General features: G+C 60.6%; 16 protein-coding genes. 7 read left to right on the top strand and 9 right to left on the bottom strand.

All coding sequences use genetic code 11. The features are described 5' to 3' along the window. From CRO75_RS19225 to CRO75_RS19195, 6 genes are all read right to left on the bottom strand, one after another. On the bottom strand, positions 1 to 4,085 hold a 4,085-nt coding region (locus CRO75_RS19225; protein ID WP_143503972.1), incomplete at its 3' end, for a hypothetical protein. A gap of 435 nt (positions 4,086 to 4,520) precedes the next feature. After that, positions 4,521 to 4,712 (bottom strand): hypothetical protein, encoded by a 192-nt coding sequence (locus CRO75_RS19220; protein WP_097137520.1) that lies wholly within the window; start codon positions 4,710 to 4,712, stop codon positions 4,521 to 4,523. 338 nt (positions 4,713 to 5,050) lie between these two features. Further along, positions 5,051 to 5,287, bottom strand: coding sequence for a hypothetical protein (locus CRO75_RS19210; RefSeq protein WP_175510750.1), 237 nt, complete (start codon positions 5,285 to 5,287; stop codon positions 5,051 to 5,053). Between the two features lie 163 nt (positions 5,288 to 5,450). After that, positions 5,451 to 5,804, bottom strand: a complete 354-nt coding sequence (locus CRO75_RS19205) for a hypothetical protein (protein ID WP_009044551.1) — start codon at positions 5,802 to 5,804, stop codon at positions 5,451 to 5,453. A gap of 128 nt (positions 5,805 to 5,932) precedes the next feature. Then, on the bottom strand, positions 5,933 to 6,205 hold the full coding sequence (locus CRO75_RS19200) for a hypothetical protein (RefSeq protein ID WP_097137518.1): 273 nt from the start codon (positions 6,203 to 6,205) through the stop codon (positions 5,933 to 5,935). 108 nt (positions 6,206 to 6,313) lie between these two features. Next, entirely contained in the window at positions 6,314 to 7,885 is a 1,572-nt protein-coding gene (locus tag CRO75_RS19195) for a L,D-transpeptidase family protein (protein ID WP_097137524.1), read from the bottom strand. 141 nt (positions 7,886 to 8,026) lie between these two features. Here CRO75_RS19195 and CRO75_RS19190 point away from each other — a divergent pair, with 141 nt between their 5' ends. After that, entirely contained in the window at positions 8,027 to 8,740 is a 714-nt protein-coding gene (locus tag CRO75_RS19190; RefSeq protein ID WP_009044554.1) for a murein L,D-transpeptidase catalytic domain family protein, read from the top strand. A 12-nt stretch (positions 8,741 to 8,752) separates the two neighbouring features. Here the strand turns inward: CRO75_RS19190 and CRO75_RS19185 are convergent, their stop codons facing one another. Further along, positions 8,753 to 10,111 carry an HD domain-containing phosphohydrolase gene (locus CRO75_RS19185; protein ID WP_097137516.1) on the bottom strand — a complete coding sequence of 453 codons (1,359 nt, stop codon included), beginning with the start codon at positions 10,109 to 10,111 and terminating at the stop codon, positions 8,753 to 8,755. Positions 10,112 to 10,324: 213 nt separating this feature from the next. On the opposite strand from CRO75_RS19185, the gene CRO75_RS19180 reads away from it, so the two are divergent. From CRO75_RS19180 to CRO75_RS19155, 6 genes are all read left to right on the top strand, one after another. Then, positions 10,325 to 12,601, top strand: a complete 2,277-nt coding sequence (locus CRO75_RS19180) for an EAL domain-containing protein (protein WP_097137522.1) — start codon at positions 10,325 to 10,327, stop codon at positions 12,599 to 12,601. After that, complete coding sequence (locus tag CRO75_RS19175) at positions 12,598 to 14,466, top strand: GGDEF and EAL domain-containing protein (protein ID WP_097137514.1); 1,869 nt, start codon at positions 12,598 to 12,600, stop codon at positions 14,464 to 14,466. Before CRO75_RS19180 ends, CRO75_RS19175 begins: the two co-directional genes overlap by 4 nt. A gap of 26 nt (positions 14,467 to 14,492) precedes the next feature. Continuing rightward, positions 14,493 to 15,446: a cytochrome c peroxidase gene (locus CRO75_RS19170; RefSeq protein WP_097137512.1), complete on the top strand. Its 954-nt coding sequence runs from the start codon at positions 14,493 to 14,495 to the stop codon at positions 15,444 to 15,446. After that, positions 15,443 to 17,266 carry a DAHL domain-containing protein gene (locus CRO75_RS19165; protein WP_097137510.1) on the top strand — a complete coding sequence of 608 codons (1,824 nt, stop codon included), beginning with the start codon at positions 15,443 to 15,445 and terminating at the stop codon, positions 17,264 to 17,266. The genes CRO75_RS19170 and CRO75_RS19165 overlap by 4 nt, the downstream gene beginning before the upstream one ends. Next, a complete protein-coding gene (locus CRO75_RS19160; protein ID WP_097137508.1) occupies positions 17,251 to 18,657 on the top strand; it encodes an ATP-binding protein in 1,407 nt (468 codons plus the stop codon). Before CRO75_RS19165 ends, CRO75_RS19160 begins: the two co-directional genes overlap by 16 nt. 271 nt (positions 18,658 to 18,928) lie before the next feature. Next, positions 18,929 to 21,112 (top strand): TonB-dependent siderophore receptor, encoded by a 2,184-nt coding sequence (locus CRO75_RS19155; protein WP_097137506.1) that lies wholly within the window; start codon positions 18,929 to 18,931, stop codon positions 21,110 to 21,112. Between the two features lie 12 nt (positions 21,113 to 21,124). On the opposite strand, the gene CRO75_RS33555 is transcribed toward CRO75_RS19155, so the two are convergent. Both CRO75_RS33555 and mqo read right to left on the bottom strand, forming a co-directional pair. After that, the gene (locus CRO75_RS33555; protein WP_256596231.1) at positions 21,125 to 21,256 is read right to left on the bottom strand and encodes a hypothetical protein; all 132 of its coding nucleotides are present in this window, start codon (positions 21,254 to 21,256) and stop codon (positions 21,125 to 21,127) included. Between the two features lie 180 nt (positions 21,257 to 21,436). After that, positions 21,437 to 23,083 (bottom strand): malate dehydrogenase (quinone), encoded by a 1,647-nt coding sequence (gene mqo, locus CRO75_RS19145; protein ID WP_097137501.1) that lies wholly within the window; start codon positions 23,081 to 23,083, stop codon positions 21,437 to 21,439. Positions 23,084 to 23,758: the final 675 nt, after the last annotated feature.

The following is a 23,758-nucleotide window of genomic DNA, read 5'->3' as shown; positions in this document are numbered from 1 at the left end:
CTTGGGTTTTCGGTTTCGCTGAATGAAACTGGACGATCTATGCTACGAGTTGTTGGGAAATTCATCTGTGCATTTGTTACGACGATGCTCTCAAATATTGAATTCGGTCTGTTTTTATATTCTTGGGCTGTATAACTGGGCATTTTGTTTAGAACCCAGCTCTTGAACTCGTCGGAGTGGGGAAAGGTCGCGGTTGTTTCGGTCACCCTCCGCCCCATGGCTCTTATATAGGTACGCGATTGGTTGCCTATATGGAAAAAACCGGGCTCATCCACGCTGAAGAGCACACCGCCCGCTTCGCCGGAGGGGATCAGGAATACACCGTTCAGCTTGGTCCCCCTAAAGGACATCTCCTTGGCCTGAATACTTCCAGTTAGAAAACTCTTCACCGCTTGGGCATACGCAGGGATCTTGTTTGGACTGTCCAAGTATGCCAGACAACGTAGCTTTATCATGTTTTCATAATGCGACGTCAACCTGGAGCGGTTCGTGGGGTTATTGCGGTACGTCGACAGGGCCTGGTCCATCACCGTTTGTAGGTTCTCCCGTGTCAACGCATTGATCAGCCCCTCTGGCTCGAAAGTGGTACGGGGATACGAATATGGACGACCCAGTGAATCCCGCGCTTGTTTGAAGTTATATAGATAATGTCCCGTCACGACATCCCTGAGCGGAACGCTTACGGTGGTACTGCTCGGCGCTCGTTTGTAGGGTGGCACCATCGTGGGGTCGTAGGGGCCGGGGTGGTAAGTCACATTAACCTGGCTGTTTGGTAGCTTTTCAGTGGCCATGCCGCTTTGTTGCTCGTAGCGATGTATTCCTTTTTTGAGGTAATCATCAATAAACGCGGAGGGATCCAAAATAGGATGGTGCAGCTCTTCGAGCTGTTGCAAAGTGCGTTCAGCAGAGCGCTTTATTCTGTCCGTCAGCTGCTGATCCGTTAGCGGCCCAATCGTTGTAGAGGTTGCCTCTGGCTCCAATGGTGGTTGCGACGTGCTGCCAATCAAAAAGGCCTGCTTGAATTGGCTCACCTTGGATTGGCCGTAAGCATCGGACAATCCGTTCGCAATCCGCCACAGCCCATCCAGCAGCAGACGGAACGGTGGGGCATAGTCCAAGTTTACTCTCCCCCCGAGGGGCATCATGACTTCAATGAATTTGAGTAGCCGTATTACATTCCTTTCTGCCAAGGGCTTTCTATATGAATTAATTACTTCGGCTGAATTATCAACACGCCTGAGTATCATGGCTAGCAGCGGGTTACGTCTGAGGCCTGCTTCGTTAATGAGATCTGTAATGTGTTGCGGGATGGACTCACTATTGACTGGTGTGCTTCTCCTGACCCTGTTTGCTTTTTGTTCGGCCAGGGTTTCTACCTCTGCGGTGGTGGTTGTTTCGGGCTCCAGGGGGGCCTCGACCAGCTCATCATAAAAAAGAAAGCTCAGATCGGGGACCTCAAGTTCGTTGATGATCTTCAACTCTTTTTGATACTCGCTGTCGCTCATTAACGATGCACCGTCGACACCACTGCTCGCCCAGCGGTACAAGAACGCTCCACCCGCCGCCATCGCCGTCACCCCCAACAGCAAAGGTAGTTTCTGATCCATCAAGGAAGACTTATCGGCTCGGAGGGCGGCAACCGAGACACCACCCTCAGGCGCCTGGAAGGGGCTACTCTCCTCCATCAGCCGAGCCGGCGTTGACCCCATCAGAATGTCCCTCATTTCGATATCTTGGGTAGACCCTGTCTTGCTGGCTTGGCGCCACAAGGCATAACCGATGGCTGCTAGGCCAATGGCCTCCAGGCTGATGCCGGCCCCCAGTTGCCAGTTGGCGCGGTCGGACGGTGCGGCGATGGATGGGGTACTGGCCGTTGTCCCGGTGGTGAGTGCACGATTGACGGTGTCCGACGTTGGCGCGGCCGCCGCTCCCGGCAACAGCCCCCACGGCTGTTGAACCACAGCATTACAGGCCGACATCACGGCATCCGCCAGCCAGTTTTCGACCTTTCTGGATAATTGCTCACGCAGTTCCAGCATACTTTTACTGTTGCTGTTGGCCAGCGTATCCAGCCATTGATTGCACCAGCCCAGCCAAGTGTTGGCGGGCGGCTGTGTGTCTATAGCGTGTCGCGCCTCGCGTAACGCCGGCAGCAGCGGAATCAGATCGATCAGCTTTTCCAGCTGTGGGTAGCTTCTCACCACCTGATAGTCTTTCAACTGGCGTGCCAACTGACGCAAGGTGTCTTCGGTTTCCTCCGGGCTCTTGCTGTTGAAGGCTTGATAGAGCTGCCATACCAGCATGGCATTCAGATATTGGCTGTAAGCGAACTGCAGCGTCTTGTCCTGGCTCGGGTCGTTGGCGACGAACCAACGGAGCGTCTCGTCAAAGCTGGTGTGCTCCTTAATCGCTTCGGCATAGCGCACAGTGGCGGCGGACAACGGGTCTCCCATCAACGCGCCGACCACATAAGGCTTGGCAATGGCCACCATGCTGCCGGCCAGCCGCTTACACATGTCGGTCCAGCTCTCGGTTTTGGTGCTTTCCTGGTAGAACCTCTCCAACTGCTGCGCCACTTCCAGCGGCAACAGGTGGTCGGCAGCGTTTCTGGCCGCCAACAGGCCGACGGAGGGTGCAACCTCTTTGGCCAAGTCGCGCATCAACCCGGTCCAGGACTGCGAGCTCTGATTCAGGCTCAGCAGCCGGTTCAATAGCATGAGCGTGGCCGGGTCGGCGCCCAGCGCCGACTGGAAGTGCCTGACCCATTCCAGCGCCGGGGTATCGCCACTACTTTGGCTCAACAGGGTCAGCAGCCAGAGTGCCTGCCCACCCAGCGAGCTGTCTGCTGGAAAGAAGCGCAATTGACCAACAAGCTGGAAGATGGCAAACAGTTGATCCGCCTGCGGCTTACCGCCCAGTACCATTTCCAGATGCGGCTGCAAGCGTTCGCGCAGTTGCGGGTTGGCCAAGATATTGGCCAGCCATGCCGTCCTCGTGGCCAGCGAGCCATCGCTGGGATAGCCTTCTCTCACGTGCGCCAGCACCGTCGCCAGTCTGAGTGTGGATTCGTCCAGCACTTTCTGAACCAGCGGATTGTCTGAGAGGATTTTTAGATAGCCGGTCAGGCCGACATCGCCAGGCAGCGCCTGCCACAACTGGACCTGGCCCAACGTCTGTCGCATCGCGCTCAGTCCCTGGCCGATGCTGTCCAGACGGTCTTTGTCGATGATGGCTTTCAACTGCGGGTCGGACAGCAAGGTATCGGTCATCGCCAGCAGGTTAACCACCTTGCCAAGCGCAGACTGATTATCCTGGAGTTCATGAATACTGTGCTCCAGCGTCAACCACTGATCGCTCACACTCTTCAACCAGGGGGTCACCGTCTCCAGATAACCTTTCAGCGGCTGGTACTCCTGGGAGTGCGTACTCCTGGAGGCTGTGAGTTTTTCGCCCAGACGCTCCAGCGTATTGCTCAAGGCTTCCAGTTTGCCCTGCGGGGTATAGTTGCCCAGATAGATACTGCGCAGCTCCTCATAACATGCCTTGAAAGTCTTGAGCTCAGGGAGCGGAATTGCCTCGATGACAAGTTTTTCTGTCACCTTGTTAAGCACGCTCCAGGCCATCTTGGAGAGCATCCTGGCTGCTGCCGAGCAACTGTCTTGCGCTAGTGGTGGTGCAATTAGCTTGCCGATCGATTTACAGGACAGCAGGGCTTGATAATGATCCGGATCGCGCTCAAGCTCTGCCGCTACCTTCAGGAAAAACTCCTGAAAATATGGCGGCGCGCCTCGGTAATTGCCGCGCCCATCGAAGGACTCCAGGTCGGCGAGCAACCGGTCGTTATCACACTGCGGAGACAGCACCTCCTGATGCGAATGCAACTTCCCGGCGACCATTTTGAGCAAGGCGGTGGTGTCGTCATCCCAGCTGGATAAATATTTAAGATTTTCGACTTGCTGCTTGAGTTCCGGGTAGTAGGCCAACGAAGAGTGGTCGGAGGACGATACAGCGGAAACATCAGTGGGCGTATTTTGCAGATGTGATCGTGGACCACTGGAGTTAAAAAAACCAACTTTACCAACCATCTATTTTCAATCTCGGGCGAATATCAAACGATGAGTATGTTGATGGGTAGTTACTTTAGGCTATAAAATTTCGATCATGAGGAGTGGCTTTGTTAATGACTTGGACGCCCCCTTCCTCACCGTCAACGCTCGCGAATCCCTAAGTCCACACCTTGGACGATGGCTTCGATAACATCAGTTGGAACACAAAAGAAAAAACCGAATATCTACATGTTTAGTTATGCCAAAATAGCAGAAATCGCCTCCGCCAGATTCGTCACGCTAAAGCCCAATGATTCGGGGCTTTTACGTTTTTGATGCCTAGCCGCGTCCTCTCCTGCGCGCCCTTCTCCGACGTACTACCAACCAGTCCGAGGGTTCACCGACACTCCCTGCCCGGACACCATTGTGACTGGCTCCAAATGCAAAAAGCCCGGCACTCTGGCCGGGCTCTGGTTATTTCCTGCATCCAATCATCTTGTCGGCGAGAGTTTTGGCTCTTTCGATCAACAGGTTCTGCCTGTCTTCATGAGTGGCCTCTCCTACGACCGGTGCCGTCAGATTGCTTTCGGCAATCAACGCAGCGCAGAAATATTGATCCCAGACTCTTTGCTCCGACGCCTGTTTGCTTACTTGGTCGGTGATCATATGGGGGCTCCTTTTGACGAGGTAGCACCGCCATTTTACGCCTCAATCGCCAACAGCCCCCGCGCTAGCGGATAGCCGGCAAACGGTGTGGAGCCAATTGGACTGCACAGGTTTCCGGCGTCGCCTGGCAGCTATTTCACGCCGATATCCTGCGCAAAACGAAGCAGATAGCCATCGGGGTCCAGGACCGGGAAACTCCTCTGCCCGAATTGTCGATCTCAGTTCCGGTACCAGGGCGTTCAACTGGAACATATTCTTGCATCCATTCAGTTCCTTGGCCGGTCAATTTGCCCTGGTTCTCAGTCATTGCCGGCTTATTTAGCACTCGGCATTACCGGTCATTGAACCTTCTGCCCGTTGCCAATTTTCTTGGCCCTGTCGATCCCCCACTCAAACGCATCCTCCATGTCCAGGCCATCCGGGGCCAGGTCATTGTCTTCGACGATAACGCTGCCATCCGGCGTGTAGATGCCGATGAACATCTTGAGCGAGCCATCTCTGAGGATCTCTGATCGCACCTTGATCTTGCATCCATTCGAAAGCGTTTCACTGTGATTCAAATGACGCTCAGTCATGGCCGCATCCCTCAGTAAATGAAGTTCGAGTAAGGCACAGCCCATTGATTCACGCCAGTCGGTGGCCACTCCCCATCAAGGGCTGGAGACGACAGGTCCGATTTTGCGAAGGCAATAAAAAGCCCCGCACAGTGGCGAGGCCGTTTTCGTATCTTTCAGCGCTTCAGCCGGCAGGTTTCAGTGGCGCCGGGGCAGCCATGACATAACGGGACATCAGGTAAGCCACCAGCCCGCCCAACCCCGCGCCCGCCGCATCGGCCAGAAACAGCGCCAGTTGAGAGGCCGAATGCTGGTAGACCCTGCACATCGCCACCCAGGCGTTTTCCATGAAGCCAGAAGCCCAGTCCCAACCGCAGGGGTAGACCATCAAGAAGGCCAGCCCGGCGAGGGTGATCCATCCGGACAACCTGGACGGAGTCTGCGAGAAGACGAACCGGGCCAACTGGCAGATACCGACAAAGAGCCAGGCCGCCAGCATGCTTCTCATGAATTGGTCGAATAACTCGAAAAAGGCCATGGCGCCCTACGCTGAAAAATCACCGAGCGATAATAGCCATTCGTGTCGCCATAAAAAACCCGGCGCAGCGGCCGGGTTTTCATCAAGCGCGTAACGGTGCCCGTAGGCGGCCCCAGCGCCAGCCTTCCTTAACGTCCAGCGGCCTGGCAAGCTCCTGCACCCTCTTCCCCTGCCCCACCTGCGACCTGCACCAGGGCTTCCAGCAAGGCCTCGGTGTGGTTGATCGATTCCCGGATCTCATCGAAGGCATCCTCCAGATCGCGCACCTTCGCCGTCGCCGAAGCGCCGCACAGGGCTTCCTGGATCTGGAACTCATCCTGCTTGAATTGCAGGACATTGGCCCGCAGGCCTTCGATACGAAGGGACAGCTGCGAGATGTGATGACGGCGACGCTGAACCATTTCCGATTCTCCTTCATGGCCCTCTTACTTATTCAGATCGTCGCGCGCCGACAGATGTTCAGCGGTTCCTGACCAAAGGCACAGCGTGCCATGCCAGTGGCCAAGCCCTCAAAGCTTGCTGTCCAGCGCCACCAGCAAGGCCGCGTCCCGTCCGTAGATGTCCGGGGCATAGGACAGCTGGCCATGGCTGTCGGCTTGCGCCGTCCAGTACGTGAGCAGGATCGGTACCGGCGTCGATAGCCTGAACTCATGAGTGAGCCCGGTGCTCAGCAATTCGTCGGTGCGCACCCGTTCCGCCGGGCTCACCAGCAGATCGCGCAGCTGCAACGCATGCTCGACCCGCACGCAGCCCGAACTGAAGGCCCTTGGCCCCTTGTTGAACAGCGCCTGGCTGGGTGTGTCGTGCAGGTACACCGAGAACGGGTTGGGGAAGCGGATCGCCATCTGCCCCAGGGGGTTTCTCGGTCCGGCGTCCTGGCGCAGGAGGATATTGCCGGGGTTGTCCCAGTCGATATCCTCCACCGCCAGCGGATGCCCTTCGCTGTCGAGCACCTGCAGGTTCTGCCGATTGAGGAAGGACTGGTCGCGGCGAATTTCCGGCAGCTTGTCTTCGCGAAAAATGGTCGGTGGCACCGTCCAGGTCGGGTTCAGGGTCAGGCGCGTGACCTGGGATTTCAGCAACGGCGTCTGGCGCTCGGCACGCCCCACCTGGGTCCGGGTCTGCCAGACCGGCACGCCGCCCTGATAGACGATCAACTGCGCCGCGGCCAGGTTGACCAGCAGGCTGTCGGGCTCCATGTCCTGCGCCAGCCAGCGAAAGCGTTCGAGGTTGATGCGCAGCTGTTCGCGGCGCATCTGCGGGCTGATGTTCAGTTCATTCAAGGTCCCCGCGCCGATCACCCCGTCGGCTTGCAGCGAATGGCTGAGCTGGAAGCTTTTCACCGCACTCACCAGCTCGTCGCTGTAAAGAGTGTCGCCCTCGTTGGCGGGGGCGCTCAGGTACCCCTCCTTGAACAGCCGTTGCGCCAGTTCCGGCACTCGCGCGTCCTGCATCTGCGGACGCAGCAGCGGCCCGCTGGGAAGGGGCTGCCAATGGGGCAACGCCAGCTGGCGCTGCTGGGCATACAGCTGGCGCAGGTTCTGATATTGCTCGAGGCTCGGCCGCGCCAGCGCGAAGGCCGCCGGGATGTCCTGCAGGCCGGGCCCGGCGATGGCGAGCACCTGCGCCTGGCGATCCAACTGCAAGGGATGGGCGTGCCACATCGGCTCGAAACGGGCCTGCGACAGACGGCCGTAATGCAGGTCGTGCAGGGCCTGCAGGTAATGCTGGCTGAAGCTCAAATCGGTGCACAGCGCGTCGCCCGCGAGCGCACTGGCCGGCGAACGGTAGTCGGCCGGGTCCAGGCCATCGTCGGCCAGTTGCTGCAACTGGGCCTGCAACGTCTCCAAACGTGCGCTGGACGACCAGAGCGGCTGGTCACCCTGCTGTTGGTAAAAAGCCTGTAACAGGCTCTGGGCGGGAATGTCCAGGTGCACCGCCAACCCCGGACAGGCATCGGACAGTCGAGTGAAGACCTGTTGCACAGGGTTCTCATGATCGACCGGTACATCCTGAGCAGTCGCGACCAACGGCGCAGCGAGCAGGAAAAGGCTCAAGTAACATGCGTGTTTTTTGAACAACTGCTTTACTCCAATCATGACCATCATTGTGATGGTCAACCTCGGCAGTGGCTGCGAAAAATCATCCAACCACCTGTAACCAGAACTGCCAGGAGAGCGACAGGACGTCAGGAGCCAAAGTGACTGTGGGGACACTCTAGAATGCTGACCTTCTTACGCCGGCTCTGCCTGGCAATGACCACCCTAGGCGCGATCTGCAGCCCCGCGCTCGCCGCCAACAACACGACCCCGCTGCTTTACAACAGCCTCGCCCACGCCGCTCCAGAACTCAATCCCCAAGTGCTGAAAAGTGCCTTGAGCGCCATGCAATGCGCAGTCAACAGCGGCGCCAGGCAGGCCCGGCACCTGGCGGTCATCGACTATTCGCAACCTTCCACCGCCCGCCGCCTGTGGATCTTCGACTTGAATAAAAGAACCCTGGTGCTGCGCGACCTGGTCGCCCACGGGCAGAAATCCGGGGAGAACTTCGCCACCCAGTTTTCCAATCGCATGGGCAGCTTCCAGTCCAGCCTGGGCCTGTTCCGCACCCAGGAAAGTTATGAAGGCAGCCACGGTTATTCGCTGCGCATGGATGGCCTGGAGCCAGGTTTCAATGACCTCGCCCGCGATCGGGATATCGTGATTCACGCGGCCGACTATGTGAGCCCCCTGTGGAGCCGGCGCCAAGGGCGCATCGGTCGCAGCCTGGGTTGCCCGGCCGTGCGTCCGCAGGTGGCGCGCCAGGTGATCGACCGCCTCAAGGACGGTCAGTTCATGTTTTCCTGGTACCCCGACCAGCGTTGGCTGAAATCCTCGCCCTACCTCAACTGCCAGCCACGCCAGGTGGCCAGCATTGTCGCCGCCAGCGGCGGTTAACCCGTTCGATTCTCAACCGGCGGCCGAGGCCGCCGTTTCCGGCTCTTCGGGTATTTTGACGAAGATGCTGTATTTCGCCCCCTCCATCGCCTCGAAGGCGATGAGCTTGTCCACCAGCGGGCCGCTCAGAACCTTGCCGGCATTGAGCAACAGCATGCCATTGTCGGCATTCAGGTTGCGCGCCAGGGTCATGCCCGCGGCCAGGTCGCGCGTCGTCAGGACCCTGACCGTCGGATCGGCCAGGGTGACATCGCTCTGATAAGCCGCGCAGACGCCGACGAAGTCCTCCACCAGGTCGGGGTCGTAGAGTTTGCCGGCGTATTTGCGAATGAACAGCAGCGCCTCATCGCTGTTCATCTGCCGTTCGAGTATCAGCCCGCGTTGCAGCTCGATGAAGTCCACGGCCAGCTTGAGCCAGCGCGAGCCCAGCGGAATGGCCTCGCCCTTGAGATGATCGGGAAAACCGCTGCCATCCCAGCGTTCCTGGTGATGCAGGATAATGCGCGCCGCGTCCTTCATCGGCTCCAGGGTCATCAGCAGCGACTCGCTCTGCTTCGGGTAGGCCCGGTACAGGTCGCGCTCGTTGTGGTACAGCAAGTCCGCGGGCGCGGTCATCATGCTGTCGGTCCAGCTCAGCTTGCCGATGTTGTACAGCGCGGCGGCCATGGTCATGTTGCGGCTGTCGGCTTCGTCCAGGCCATGGGTGATGCAATAGACGCGAATCAGCTCAATGATCTGCCGGTTGGTCTGCTTGGCCTTGGGCAAGCGCAGGTTGGCCAGCAGCGAAAACACCTCGGTACCGGTCACGTAGCTGCGCTTGAGCTCTTCATACGCCAGATCGAGCATGTCGGCGGTCTGTTGCAGCTCGGCGGTGCGCGCCGCCACATGCTTTTCCAGGGTCGAGTTGAGGGTTTTCAATTGCTCGTTCTGTTGCCGGGTCAGGGCTTCCAGACGCTGGCGCTCGCTTTCGGAATTGTGATGGGCCAGGGCCTGACGCAGCGTCACCAGCATGTCCTCGTCGTTCCAGGGCTTGCTGATATACCGATGGATCTGCCCTTCATTGATGGCCTTGGCGATCAAGGTCATGTCGGCATAACCAGTGAGCAGGATGCGCAGCGTCGATGGATAACGCTGATGGATATGGGCCAGCAAGGTCGCACCGTCCATGCTCGGCATGCGGGCGTCACTCATGACCACGTCGACCGGCCGTTGTTCGAGGATCTCCAGGGCCTTGGCACCGCTGTCGGCCAACAGGATGTCGTAAGGCTGGCTGCGTAACAGCCGACGAAGGCTATTGAGAATCGATTCCTCATCGTCGACCAACAGTACCGTCGGTCTGTCCTGGGCTGCGCCCGCTGTATGTTCTTCCATGGTTCCCCCTGCCCTTTGACTTCGATCAGACCTGCCTTCTGGGACAGGCTAGATGACTTGTAGTGTTTCGGCATGAATTTGACGCCGGCCGATTAGCGCATACCGGGGAGCCTGACTATGCTCAAGGCCAAAATGGATTGCATGTTCAGGAAGCAGGAAGGGAAGCCCGATGAGCTTATATACAAGGTGCCCGCACCGAGTTGGATCACGCCGATGATGGTGTCGGCAGACCGGACCAACCGGCGAATTCTGATCGTCGACGACACAGCGTCGATCCACGAGGATTTTCGCAAGATCCTCGCCTGCACGGATGCCCCCGGGGACAGCCTCAGCGACGCTGAAGCCGCCCTGTTCGGTACGCCCGTCAGTGCCTCGCTGGAGCATTTTTTCCTCGACTCGGCGTTTCAGGGCCGGGAGGCGCTGGACAAAGTGCAGGCAGCGCTGGATCACGATGCACCTTATGCCATGGCGTTCATCGACATGCGCATGCCGCCCGGCTGGGACGGCCTGGAAACCATCGAGCGGCTGTGGCAGGTCGACCCCAAGCTGCAAATCGCCCTGTGCACCGCCTACTCCGACTATTCCTGGGAAGACATCGCCGAGCGCCTGCAACTGGGCGACCGCCTGCTGATCCTGAAAAAGCCCTTCGACGCCATCGAGATCCGCCAGATGGCCAGCGCCCTGACCGTAAAATGGCAGATGACCGAAGACGCCGAGCTGAAAATGGATCAGCTGGAACAGGCGGTCGAGGAACGCACCCGCGAGTTGGCCGACGCCAACATCATCGTGCAGAACAGCCCCACCATCCTCTATCGTCTGCGGGGCGAGCCATCGTTCACCCTGATGTACATCTCCCACAACATCACCAAGTTCGGCCATGTGGCGGCGCAACTGGTGGCTTCGGCCGACTGGGCCCAGACCCTGATCCACCCCGACGACCAGGCCAAGGTCAAGAACGCCATGCTGCGGATCCTCGATCGGGATGTGGCGGGAGCGTCCATCGAGTTCCGCATGCGCACCGGCGATGGTGCCTTTCGCTGGGTGGAGAACCGCTATATTCCGGTGCGCAACGACCAGGGCCAATTGGTCGAGGTGGAAGGGATCATCCTCGACATTACCGAACGCAAGCTGGCCGAAGAAAAAATGGCCCTGATGGCCCGCACCGACAGCCTGACCGGGATGGCCAACCGCGCCACCCTGATCGAGCGCCTGCACCAGGCATTCGCCGCGGCCCGACGGGGAGCCGCGCCCTTCGCGATGTTTTACCTGGACCTGGACCACTTCAAGCGCATCAACGACACCCTCGGCCACCCTATTGGTGACTTGCTGCTGCAGGAAGTGTCTCGGCGCATCAAGGCCTGCACCCGGGAAAACGATGTGGTGGCGCGCCTGGGCGGCGACGAATTCGCGATCCTGCAACTGGACGTCGACGAGGCCACGCATTGCGCCGCGCTGGCGACGAAAGTCCGCGACACCCTGCTACTCCCCTACTCCCTGGAAGGCAACGAGGTGCGCATCTCGGTGAGCATCGGCATCAGCCTCTACAGCCCGCAGACCCTGAGTGCCGACAGCCTGATGGCGCAGTCGGACATGGCGCTGTACCGCTCCAAGGACAAGGGCCGCAACCAGTTCCATTTCCACAGCGAGGAAATCAACCAGGAGGTCACGGAGCGGGTGACCCTGGCCAACGACCTGAAACGGGCCCTGGAACGCGACGAATTGCACCTGCATTACCTGCCGGAAGTCGATCTCGGTACCGGCAGGATCCTCGGCATGGCGACCCAGGTTCGATGGCTCCACCCTCTGCGCGGCTGGCTCGAGGCCGAGGACTTCATGCCCGCGGCCGAGAAGACCGGCATCGTCATCGCCCTCGGTCATTGGCTGCTGGACCAGGCCTGCCGGCAGATGCGCGCCTGGCGCGACCAGAACGTGGCACCGCCATTGATTGCGATCCATTTGTCCCTGGTCCAGCTCAAGACCGGGCCAGAACTGATCTACGACGTATTGCGCACCACCGCGCGCTGGGACCTGTGCCCGTGGGACCTGAGATTCGACGTGACCGAGGGCACCCTGGCCCAGACCAAGTGGACCCACAACGACATCCTGCCCAGGCTGTGCGAGCTGGGCGTGAAGATCGCCATCGACGATTTCGGCACCGAGTATTCCTCGTTCGACTACCTCAAGACCTACAGGGTCAACCACCTCAAGCTGGCCCAGCGCTTTCTCGACAGCGCCAGCAGCGACCCGGACAACGCCATGACCCTGCGGGCCATCCTCAACTTCGCCCGCGAGGTGGGCATCGGGGTCACCGCTGAAGGGGTGGAAACCCAGGAGCAGCGCACGACCTTGATATCCAGCGGCACGCCACTGGGGCACTCGCTCGGTGCGGCGGTCGACAGCGACCAGGCTGGCGAACTGCTCAAGGCCAGGTCTGCTGCTATGGATGGCGGCAGCAGGTCGGCGGATCCGACGTCGGAGAATTTCAGGTGAGCCCGTTATCCGTGGTACCCAACCGGCGAATTCTGATCATCGACGACACACCGGCGATCCATCAGGACTTTCGCAAGATTCTCAGCCCCGAAAACGAAGGGCCTCTGGGCAAGACCGAAGCCTTGCTGCTGGGCGCCAGCCGCAGACCCCATCAGCACTTCGAGCTTGACTCGGCCTACCAGGGCGAGGAAGCCGTGGAACTGGTCAAGCGCGCCCAGGCCGAAGGCCGGCCGTATGCCCTGGCCTTTATCGACATGCGCATGCCACCCGGCTGGGATGGCCTGCAGACCATCGAACATCTGTGGAAAACCGATCCGCAGTTGCAGATCGCCCTATGTACCGCGTTCTCTGATTACTCATGGGAAGCCATGGCCGAACGTATCGAGTTCGGCGACCAGCTGCTGATCCTGAAAAAGCCGTTCGACAGCCTAGAAATTCGCCAGATGGCCAGCGCCCTGACCTGGAAATGGCAGCTGGCGCAGGATGCGGCGAGCAAGATGCGCAACCTGGAACAGACCATCGAGGAACGGGTCCAGGAACTGCTGAGCGTGTCGCACCTGCTGCACTACGATGTGCTCACCGGGCTGCCCAACAGTACCTTGCTCGGTGATCGCCTGACCCAGCATCTGTCCCAGTCCCGCCGCCATGAGCGCCAGTTGGCGGTGATGTTCATCGGCCTGGACCGTTTCAAGCGCATCAACAACGCACTCGGGCACCCGGCGGGAGACGAGATGCTCAAGCTCGTCGCCCGCAGCCTGGCGACCACGGTGCGCGAAACCGACTCGGTATTTCGCTACGGTTCGGACGAGTTCGTGGTGATTATCGGCGACATCCTGCACCCGCAGCAGACCCGAGGGGTGGCCGAAAAACTCCTGGCCGCCATCAATACCCCTCATTCCGTGGCGGGCCACGACCTGACGGTCACCGCCAGTCTGGGCATCAGCATCTATCCCTACGACGGCGCCGATGCCGTAACGCTGATCAAGAACGCCGAGACTGCCATGCGCAACGTCAAGGACTGCGGCCCCAACAACTTCAGCTTTTTCATCGAAGACATGAACCTGCGCGCCCGCCAGCAGCAGACCCTGGAAACCGGCCTGCGCCTGGCGTTGCAGCGTGAAGAGTTCGTCCTGCACTACCAGCCCAAGCTGGACCTGGCGCGGGGCACGGTGGTCGGTGCCGAGGCACTGGTGCGCTGGAACCGGCCCGGGCATGGCTGGGTGTTCCCCTCGGACTTCATTCCGGTGGCCGAAGACAGCGGGCTGATCGTCGCCCTCAGCCAATGGGTATTGCGCCGTGCCTGCCTGCAATCGCAGGCCTGGCAGAAGCAGGGCCTGCCGCCCATCTGCATGTCGGTGAATGTATCGGCCATCGACTTCCGTCAGCACGACTATGTCGAACGCCTCACCCGCACGCTGGCCGAGACCGGGCTCGACCCGACGTTGCTGGAACTGGAAATCACCGAAAGCGTGCTGATGCAGAACGTCGACGCCACCATCGCCACGCTCCATGCCATCAAGCAACTGGGGGTTCGCCTGGCCATCGACGACTTTGGCACCGGCTACTCGAGCTTGAGCTACCTGCAGAAATTCCCGGTCGACGTGTTGAAGATCGACCAGTCGTTCGTGCGTGACCTGGGCACCGACAGCAACGACGCGAAACTGGTCAGCAGCATTATCGACCTGGGCAAAAGCCTCAACCTGAGCATCATCGCCGAAGGGGTCGAGACCGCCGAACAACTGGACTTTCTCAAGCGTCACCACTGCGAGGAAGGCCAGGGTTTCTACTTCAGCAAGGCCGTGGAACCCGACGCCTTCGCCCGCTTCCTGACCGACTCCCTGCAGCCTCACCTGCCCCATCCATGAAGTTGTGCCTGGCAAGGATACCGACCATGTCGTCACTTGCATTACTCCTTTCGGCCAACCTGCTGCTCGCTCCAGGCGCCGAGGCCGCGCCATTGGAAGGACCGCTCAAACCCCTCCCCGCAGCACCGGCGCTGGACAGCAAGCGGGTCGAACTGGGACGACGCCTGTTCAACGACCCGCGCCTGTCGGTGAACAACAGCTTGTCGTGCGCCAGTTGTCATCGTCTTGATCGGGGCGGTGCCGATACCGTTCCGCACTCCCTGGGCTTCGATGGCAAGCCCGTGGCGGTCAACACCCCAAGCGTGTTCAACGCCAGCCTGAACTTCCACCAGTTCTGGGACGGTCGGGCCGAACCCCTGGAAGACCAGGTGCATATCGTGGTGCAGAGCCCCAGCGAAATGGGCAGCGACTGGAAAGTCGTGGTACAGCGCATCGCCGACGACCCGGCCTATCGCACCGCCTTCGCCGATGCCTACCCCGGTGGTGTGACCCAGGCCAACATCCAGGGCGCCCTGGCCGATTACGAACGCACCCTGCTCAGCGCCAACTCGCGCTTCGACCGATACCTGGCGGGCAACACCGAGATCCTCGACATCGAGGAAAAGTACGGCTACCAGCGCTTCCAGGAATACGGCTGCATCGCCTGTCACCAGGGGGTGAATATCGGCGGCAACATGTTCCAGAAGTTCGGCGTGCTCGGCGACTACTTCGCGGCCCGGGGCAACCCTACCGAGGCCGACCTGGGACGGTTCAACGTCACGGGCGAAGAAGACGACCGCAATGTGTTCAAGGTGCCGAGCCTGCGTAACGTCGCGGTCACGGCGCCGTACTTCCACGACGGTTCGCAAGCCACCCTCGAAGGCGCCGTGGCGGTGATGTTCAAGTACCAGCTGGGACGTACACCGTCCGAGGAAGACAAACGCCTGATCGTCAAATTCCTCAAGACCCTGACCGGCGAGTGGGAAGGCAAACCCTTATGAAAGTATCCCGTCGCGTAAGCATCCTGTTGCTCGCCGCCCTGGCGATATTGATGGCTTCGATCCTGCTGTTTCTCTACCTCAAGTCCAGGTCCGACCAGACCGTGACCTACACCGAATCCCGCGACCTGATCCGCCAGATCAAGCAGCAGGACTCGCTGTGGGAAAACGAAATACTCAAGGCCAGGGTGGCCATCACCCATAACTACGATCCGCTGGTTTCACCCCTGGGCGAGATGATGCGCCTGTGGCAGAAATTCGACTCGATGGAGGCGCAGAACCAGCGCAACGATTCGCCGCTGTGGCGCAACGCCCATGACGGCTACCTGAATGCGATAAAGGAAAAGACCCGGCTGGTGGAACAGTTCAAGTCGCACAACTCTGTGCTGCGCAACTCCCTGGCCTTCCTGCCGACCGCCGAGGACGATATCCAGCAGGAGCTGGCCCAACTGCGCGATGCGGACAAATTGCAGCTGCAGAACATCGCCACCGATACCTACGACCTGTTGCTCAGCAGCCTGGAGTTCGCCCAGGTCACCTCCGACGACAGGGCCGCGGACATCCTGGTGGGCCTGAACAAGCTGACGGTCAACAAGGAGCGCTTGCCCACGGACTTCCATGGCCTGATCGACACCCTCAGCAACCACGTCGAGCTGATCCTGCGCGAGCAACCCAAGGTCAACCGCCTGCTCGAGGAAATCGAAGTGGTGCCGGTCGACGAGCGCCTGGACGACATCACCGTCCTGCTCAACCGCGACCAGCAACAGGCCGAGGCCGTCGACCAGCGATACCATTTCTACCTGCTGCTGTTTTCCGCGCTGCTGGTGCTGCTGTTGATCTGGCTGGGCATCCGCCTGATCCGCAGTTTTGCCGAGATCAACCAGATGAACCGCGCCCTGGTGGCCGCCAACGACGAGCTCGAGCAACGGGTCGAAGAGCGCACGCGCCAGCTCAAGGATACCCAGAGCGAACTGCTCGACACCGCCCGCCAGGCCGGCATGGCGGAAATCGCCACCAATGTCCTGCACAACGTCGGCAACGTGCTCAACAGCGTGAACATCTCCGCCGACCTGGTCAGCCGCAAGCTGCGCAACAGCAAGGCCCAGGGGCTGGGCAAGGCGATGCAGTTGATCAACGAACACACGCAGGACCTGGGCAGCTATCTCACCGAGGACGAAAAGGGCAAATTGCTGCCCGGCTACCTAAACCAGCTGGTCGAGGCCATCGACCTGGAACAGCAAGGCATGACCGAGGAGCTGAGCCAACTGAGCAAAAGCGTCGATCACATCAAGGACATCGTCGCTACCCAGCAATCCTATGCGGGCGCCAGCAGCCTGCTGGAACCGCTGTCGGTCAGCGAACTGCTCGAAGACGCGCTGCGCATGAACTCCGGCGCCCTCACCCGCCACCATGTGACGGTGCGCAAGGAATACGCCGACGTGCCACGGATCATGGGCGACAAGCACCGCCTGCTGCTGATCCTGATCAACCTGATCAGCAACGCCAAGTACGCCATGTCCGACCTGTCCAACCAGACGCGCAACATGACCCTGGCGGCAGCGGTGGTCGACGGAGAGACCCTGCAGATCAGCGTGCGCGACGAAGGCGAAGGCATCGCTCCGGAAAACATGACCCGCATCTTTGCCCACGGCTTCACCACCCGCAAGGAAGGCCATGGGTTCGGCCTGCACAGTTGCGCCCTGGCGGCCATCGAGATGAATGGCCACCTGACCGCCCACAGCGACGGCCCGGGCAAAGGTGCGCTGTTCGTCCTGCAGATCCCCCTGATCACCGCCGAGGTTGAGGCATGCACAACCCAATAAACCGGCGCGTCCTGCTGATCGACGACACCCCGGCGATCCACGACGACTTCCGCAAGATCCTCACGCCCAAGACCGGCGACAGCGCCGACCTCGATGCGATGGAAAGCGCACTGTTCGGCAGCACGCCGAAAACCGCCGCCACGGTGTTCGAACTGGACTCGGCCTACGGTGGCCAGGAAGGCCTGGGCAAGCTGCTGGAGGCGGCGGGCAAGGGGCAACCCTATGCGCTGGCCTTCGTCGACATGCGCATGCCCGATGGCTGGGACGGCGCGCAAACCATCGAAGAGTTGTGGAAGCACGACCCACTGCTGCAAGTAGTGGTGTGCACCGCCTACTCCGACTATTCCTGGGACGAGTTGCTCGATCGCCTGAACGGTCACGACCGGCTGCTGATCCTGAAAAAGCCCTTCGACAATATCGAAGTCCAGCAGATGGCCAACACCCTCACCACCAAATGGGAAATGACCATGCGCGCGCAGCTGCAGATGAGCGAGCTGGAAGAACGGGTGGAGCAACGTACCCTGGCGTTCAAGCAGGCCAGCGCCGCGCTGCAACGGGAAATCGACGAGCGCAAGCTGCTGGAAAGCCAACTGGTGCAATCGGAAAAGCTCGCCTCCCTGGGCCAGCTGGCCGCCGGGGTCGCCCATGAAATCAACAACCCGATCGGCTTCATTTCCTCCAACCTCGGCGCCCTGGACAACTACTTCAAGCGCCTGCAAGAAATGCTCGAGGCTTATGGCAATGCCGAAACCGGGATCGGCACCAGCGAACTGCGCGATCGGCTGAAACAGCTGCGCACGGACATCGAGCTGGATTTCCTCCTCGAGGACATTCCGCTGCTGATCAAGGAGTCCAAGGACGGCATCGGTCGGGTCAGCCAGATCGTCAAGGATCTCAAGGACTTTTCCCGGGTCGATTCGACCCAGGAATGGCAATGGGCGAACCTGCAACAGGGCATCGACTCGACCCTGAACATCGTCGCCGCCGAGATCAAGTACAAGGCCGACGTGATCAAGGAGTACGCCGAGCTGCCGGAGGTCGAGTGCCTGCCTTCGCAGATCAACCAGGTGGTGATGAACCTGATCGTCAACGCTGCCCAGGCCATGGGCAACGAACGGGGCACCATTACCCTGCGCAATGGCGTCGAGGGCGAGAACGTGTGGATCGAAGTGGCCGACAATGGCTCAGGCATCCCGCCGGACAGCCTGCAGAAAATCTTCGACCCGTTTTTCACCACCAAGCCCGTGGGCCAGGGCACGGGGCTGGGGCTGTCGCTGTCCTACGGCATCGTCAAGAAACACCGCGGCGACATCTCGGTGCGCAGCGAGGTCGGTGTCGGCACCACCTTCCGCGTCGAGCTTCCCGTGCATCAGAGCAGAAAGGCCGGCTGAACGCCCCCGCGCGCTATCGCCTCTGTAGGCGCCAGGCTTGCTGGCGATCCAGCGATGCGGCACGTCGGGGCATGCCGCGGGCCCGATCTCTTGTATGATGGCGCGCCTCAAGAATGGGTCGCCGATTTCGTCTTGCCAATGACCACCGGAGCACATCCGGCCTGACGCCTTCAGGGCACACACGCTTCCCCCGTCTTAAACAGCACGACGCTTTCCCGAGCGCGCCCGGCCCTTTGTGCCTGGTACTCGCGCCATCGTCAAGGAGCTTTTCATGGATATGCTTTACCGGGCCTCCCGCCAGGGGTTGCCCGCCCCGCGGTTCGCGCGCAATCTGCTGAGCCTGCTGCTGGCCGGTGCCGCGCCCGTGGCCCAGGCCGCCGAGACCGAACTGCCGGCGCTGACCGTGACCGGCGAAGACCGCTCCGGTTATCAGGCCGGCAGCGCCGCGGTTGGCGGTTTCGAGGCGGCGCCCTTGCTCGATACGCCAGCCTCGATTGCGGTGATCAATGAAGCCTTGATCAAGGACCAGCAGGCCCGCCTGCTCAGCGAGGTGCTGAAGAACGACGCCTCGGTCGGCGAAAGCTATGCGCCGGTCGGCTACTACGAGAATTTCACGGTGCGCGGCTTCTCCCTGAACGCCGCCAGCAGCTATCGGATCAACGGCCGCAGCATCACCGGCGAGCAGAATGTCGGCCTGGAAAACAAGCAGCAGGTGGAATTGCTCAAGGGGTTGAACGGCCTGCAGAGCGGCGTCAGCGAGCCCGGCGGGCTGATCAACTACGTGACCAAGCGCCCCACCGACGTGCGCTCGGTCACAGTCTCTACCGACGATCGCGGCAGCGGCTATGTGGCCACCGATGTCGGTGGCTGGTTCGGCAGCGAGCAGCAGTTCGGGCTGCGCGCCAACCTGGCCCACGAGGACATCCACTCCTACGTCGAACACACCAATGGCCAGCGCGACTTCGCCTCCCTGGCCTTCGACTGGAACATCAGCCCCGACGCCATGCTGCAACTGGACATCGAGTACCAGACCAAGGAACAGCGCTCGGCCCCGGGTTATCAATTGCTCGGCGGCTCCAGCCTGCCGCACCACGCCTCGCCGAAAAAGCTCCTGGCGCACCAGAGCGGTTCGAAGCCGGTCGGCATCGACGCGCTGAACCTCAACGGCAACTTCGAGTACCGCTTCAACGATCAGTGGAAAGGCAATCTCAGTGCCTCACGCAGCCGGGTGGTGATCGACGACTACAGCTCGTTCGCCTGGGGCTGCTACGGTGCCGCCAGTTGCGCCGGCGCGGCGGTGCCCAACCACTTCAGCCCCGAGGGCGACTACGACATCTACGATTTCCGCAGCCCGGACGATACCCGGCGCAACGACGAGGTTCAGGCCGTCCTCAGCGGCAACTTCGACACCGGCGGCCTGGGCCACGAACTCAGCGTCGGCACCAGCGCGTTCCGCCGCGTGGTGGACAAACGCGACCCGATCAACCAGATGATCGGCAGCGCCAACATCGACGGCGCGCCAGCGGACTTCGCCCGTTACGACGGACCGCTCAACGACTCCTACCGCCGCCTGGACAGCCGCCAGTACGGGCTGTTCTTCAACGACCGCATCAGTTTCAACGAACACTGGCAGACCGTGCTCGGCGGGCGCGAGGTACGCCTGGACGAGGAAACCTTCGACAGCCAGGGCGACACCACCCGCCATACCCAGCGTTATGTGTTCCTGCCCCAGGCCGCGCTGATCTACAAACCGGTGCAGAACCTGGCGTTGTACACCCGCTATAGCAAGGGCCTGTCCCTGGGTGGCGAGGCGCCGTGGTTCGCCAACAATGCCTTTGAAATCCTCGCGCCCACCGTGTCACGACAGATCGAGGCCGGCATCAAGTACGACTGGCAGCGCATCAGCCTGGCCGCGGCGCTGTTCCAGATCCGCCAGGCCTACCAATACTCCCGGCCGAATGGCGACGGCACCTTCACCTTCACCCAGCAGGGCGAACAGAAGAACACCGGCCTGGAACTCTCGGCCAATGGCTGGGCCACGCAACGCCTGCAGGTCTCGGCCAGCGTCGCGGCGATCCGCGCGCGGGTCACGGGCAGCGACACCCCGGAGTACGAAGGTCATCAGGCGCTCAACGTGCCGACCCTGCGCGCCAGCCTCTATGGCGACTACGCCCTGCCCTGGTTCGACGGCCTGGCGCTGCTCGGCGGCGTGCAGTACAGCGGTCGCAAATACGCCAACCGCGAGGGCGAGGTGCAGACCGGCAGCTACGCCGTGTTCAACATCGGCAGCCGCTACAGCACCCGCATCGACGGTTACGACACCGTGATCCGGCTGACCGTGGACAACCTGTTCGACAAGCGCTACTGGCGTGACGCCGGTGAATACATGGGCGATGGCTACCTGTTCCAGGGCGCGCCCCTGACCGCGCGCTTGAGCGCCTCGATCAACTTCTGATCGGGGCCAGTCCTACTGGAAGGCATCGACCAGGACGTCGAAGATCATCTGGTTCGAGGTCCTGACCAGCAGCAGATCGGAACCCGCGCGCCACCATTGGTAGCCGTCATAACGCGGTAATTGCTGGACCAGCCTGGGGTTCAAGCGTCGCGACTGCTGCCTGGGCAACGTCCTGCCCCGGCGAAGTTGCAGGACGCGAGGGCAAAGGCTCTTGAATGTGCCGCACAAACAACAACGCCGCTCCTGGGAGCGGCGTTTTTTTTAGCCTGGAGAGGATATCCGCCCCAGGTTCCGGTTCACCCGACAGGTCGGGCGCGGCCGGTATTACAGGGCCATGTCAGCCGACGGGTTGCTCGCTGGCGCCTTTGGCTTTTCAGCCGCAGGTTGCGCAGGTGCCGCGATCTGGCCGATGGCCGGTGGCGGAGTCAATTGCAGCACTTCGCTGGTGTAGGCCCACTCTTGGGCGACACGCTCAGGACTGCCGTTGAGCTGGGTACCGTAGCTCGGCACGATCTGGTGCAGCTTCGCCTGCCAGGCCGGAGTCGCGACCTTGTCCTTGAAGACCTTCTCCAGCACGCTGAGCATGATCGGCGCGGCGGTCGAAGCACCTGGCGAAGCACCCAGCAGGCCGGCAATGCTGCCGTCCTTGGCGCTGACGATCTCGGTGCCCAGTTTCAGCACGCCACCCAGCTGCTCGTCGCGCTTGATGATCTGCACGCGCTGGCCGGCCTGCCACAGACGCCAGTCTTCAGCCTTGGCGTTAGGGAAGTACTCTTTCAGGGCATTCAGACGATCTTCATCCGACAGCATCAGCTGGCCGGCGAGGTACTCGACCAGCGGGTACTCCTTGATGCCGACCTTGGTCATGGGCCAGATGTTGTGAGTGGTGGTAGTGGTCAGCAGGTCGAGGTACGAACCTTCCTTGAGGAACTTAGTGGAGAAGGTCGCGAACGGGCCAAACAGGATCACGCGCTTGCCGTCCAGCACGCGGGTGTCCAGGTGCGGAACCGACATCGGTGGAGCGCCAACCGACGCCTTGCCGTAGGCCTTCGCCAGGTGCTGCTCGGCGATCGCCGGGTTCTCGGTCACCAGGAACGAGCCGCCCACAGGGAAACCGGCATATTCCTGGGCTTCAGGAATGCCCGACTTCTGCAGCAGGTGCAGGGCACCGCCGCCGGCGCCGATGAACACGAACTTGGCGTCGGTCTGGGTTTCAGTACCGTCTTTCAGGTTCTTGTACACCACGCGCCAGGAGCCATCTTCGTTACGCTTGATGTCTTCCACTTCGCTCGACAGCTTGAGCGAGAAGTTCGGCTGGGCTTTCAGGTGGCCGACGAACTGGCGGGTGATCTCGCCGAAGTTCACGTCGGTGCCGAGCGGCGACCAGGTGGCGGCGATCTTCTGCTTCGGATCGCGCCCTTGCATCATCAGCGGAACCCACTGCTTGATCTGCTCCGGGTCTTCGGAATACTGCATGCCGGCGAACAGCGGGCTCGCCTGAAGCGCTTCGTAGCGTTTCTTCAGGAACTTGATGTTGTCATCGCCCCACACGAAGCTCATGTGCGGAGTGGAGTTGATGAACGAACGCGGGTCCTTCAGGACATTGTTCTTGACTTGCCACGACCAGAACTGGCGGGAAATCTGGAACGCTTCGTTGATCTCGATGGCCTTGGCGATCTCGACCTTGCCGTCCTTGTTTTCCGGGGTGTAGTTCAGCTCCGCCAGGGCAGAGTGACCGGTACCGGCGTTGTTCCAGCCGTTCGAGCTTTCTTCGGCAACGCCGTCGAGACGCTCGACCATTTCCATCGACCAGCCCGGCTCCAGCTCATTGAGCCAGACACCCAGGGTCGAACTCATGATGCCGCCACCGATGAGCAGCACATCCACTTTCTTGGTCTCGGCGGCGTACGCGGAGCTGAGCCCCATCGTCATCGCCAAGCCCAGCAGGGCCGTGTTCACTTTTTTCAACATACTGTAGTTCCTACGATAGAACGCCATCCGCCCCCCCATTCTCGATCATCAGTCGCCCCGGCACCGCCATGGGTTCCCGCACTCAGAAGAACTGAAGGGTGGGCACACAAGGCCGACATGACACTATCGACCTCAGTTTATATGTCGCTCCTGCGCTGACTTCTTATTCGCTATTGGCTTCAGCTACTTGAGTGACACTATTTTGTTGGGACGCCTTCGGACAGCATCGATCGACGGTCCGAAACGCCCGCTAAAACCACATTCCCCTAGAGAGACTAGTCGGGTGTAACCAAAGGAGTGAGTCAACAACACCCGGTACTACGATCGGCCTGCTGCCAATGCCCTCGATCATCGCCTGACAGCGGCAAGGCCACGGGTATCGCATACAGGGATCGCCCCCAACCCTGGCAGCCCTCCTGCTGAAAACGGACATAATGGCCATCATGGGTGGTGGCTAACGCGCCATTGTCTACTGGACGGATAAAGCCGTCAAAAAAACTGTCTGATTTGTCCTGTTTTTATGCAGAAAAGGACCTTGATGATTCAAGAGTTCGCCTGAATGCGAGCAAGGTGAGGCCCGGACAAGACCCGGCGAAGACCCGGCACAAAAAAAGCCCTGATTAGTCAGGGCTTTTTTTGTGGGCAGGAACGCGCGATTCAACGGCAACGGGCTGT

It is taken from the genome of Pseudomonas sp. LAMO17WK12:I10, assembly GCF_900215185.1.
Classification (GTDB): Bacteria; Pseudomonadota; Gammaproteobacteria; order Pseudomonadales; family Pseudomonadaceae; genus Aquipseudomonas; species Aquipseudomonas chlororaphis.
The sequence above is the reverse complement of the archived record's forward strand: the minus strand, read 5'-3'. Positions and strand labels throughout refer to the sequence as shown.

Coding starts and splice junctions, on each gene's coding strand:
- mqo (WP_097137501.1), bottom strand. CDS start 23,083: ATGTTGAAAAAAGTGAACACGGCCCTGCTGGGCTTGGCGATGACGATG.
- CRO75_RS19180 (WP_097137522.1), top strand. CDS start 10,325: ATGATGGTGTCGGCAGACCGGACCAACCGGCGAATTCTGATCGTCGAC.
- CRO75_RS19155 (WP_097137506.1), top strand. CDS start 18,929: ATGGATATGCTTTACCGGGCCTCCCGCCAGGGGTTGCCCGCCCCGCGG.
- CRO75_RS19220 (WP_097137520.1), bottom strand. CDS start 4,712: ATGATCACCGACCAAGTAAGCAAACAGGCGTCGGAGCAAAGAGTCTGG.
- CRO75_RS19160 (WP_097137508.1), top strand. CDS start 17,251: ATGCACAACCCAATAAACCGGCGCGTCCTGCTGATCGACGACACCCCG.
- CRO75_RS19165 (WP_097137510.1), top strand. CDS start 15,443: ATGAAAGTATCCCGTCGCGTAAGCATCCTGTTGCTCGCCGCCCTGGCG.
- CRO75_RS19190 (WP_009044554.1), top strand. CDS start 8,027: ATGCTGACCTTCTTACGCCGGCTCTGCCTGGCAATGACCACCCTAGGC.
- CRO75_RS19170 (WP_097137512.1), top strand. CDS start 14,493: ATGTCGTCACTTGCATTACTCCTTTCGGCCAACCTGCTGCTCGCTCCA.
- CRO75_RS19205 (WP_009044551.1), bottom strand. CDS start 5,804: ATGGCCTTTTTCGAGTTATTCGACCAATTCATGAGAAGCATGCTGGCG.
- CRO75_RS19185 (WP_097137516.1), bottom strand. CDS start 10,111: ATGGAAGAACATACAGCGGGCGCAGCCCAGGACAGACCGACGGTACTG.
- CRO75_RS19200 (WP_097137518.1), bottom strand. CDS start 6,205: ATGGTTCAGCGTCGCCGTCATCACATCTCGCAGCTGTCCCTTCGTATC.
- CRO75_RS19210 (WP_175510750.1), bottom strand. CDS start 5,287: ATGACTGAGCGTCATTTGAATCACAGTGAAACGCTTTCGAATGGATGC.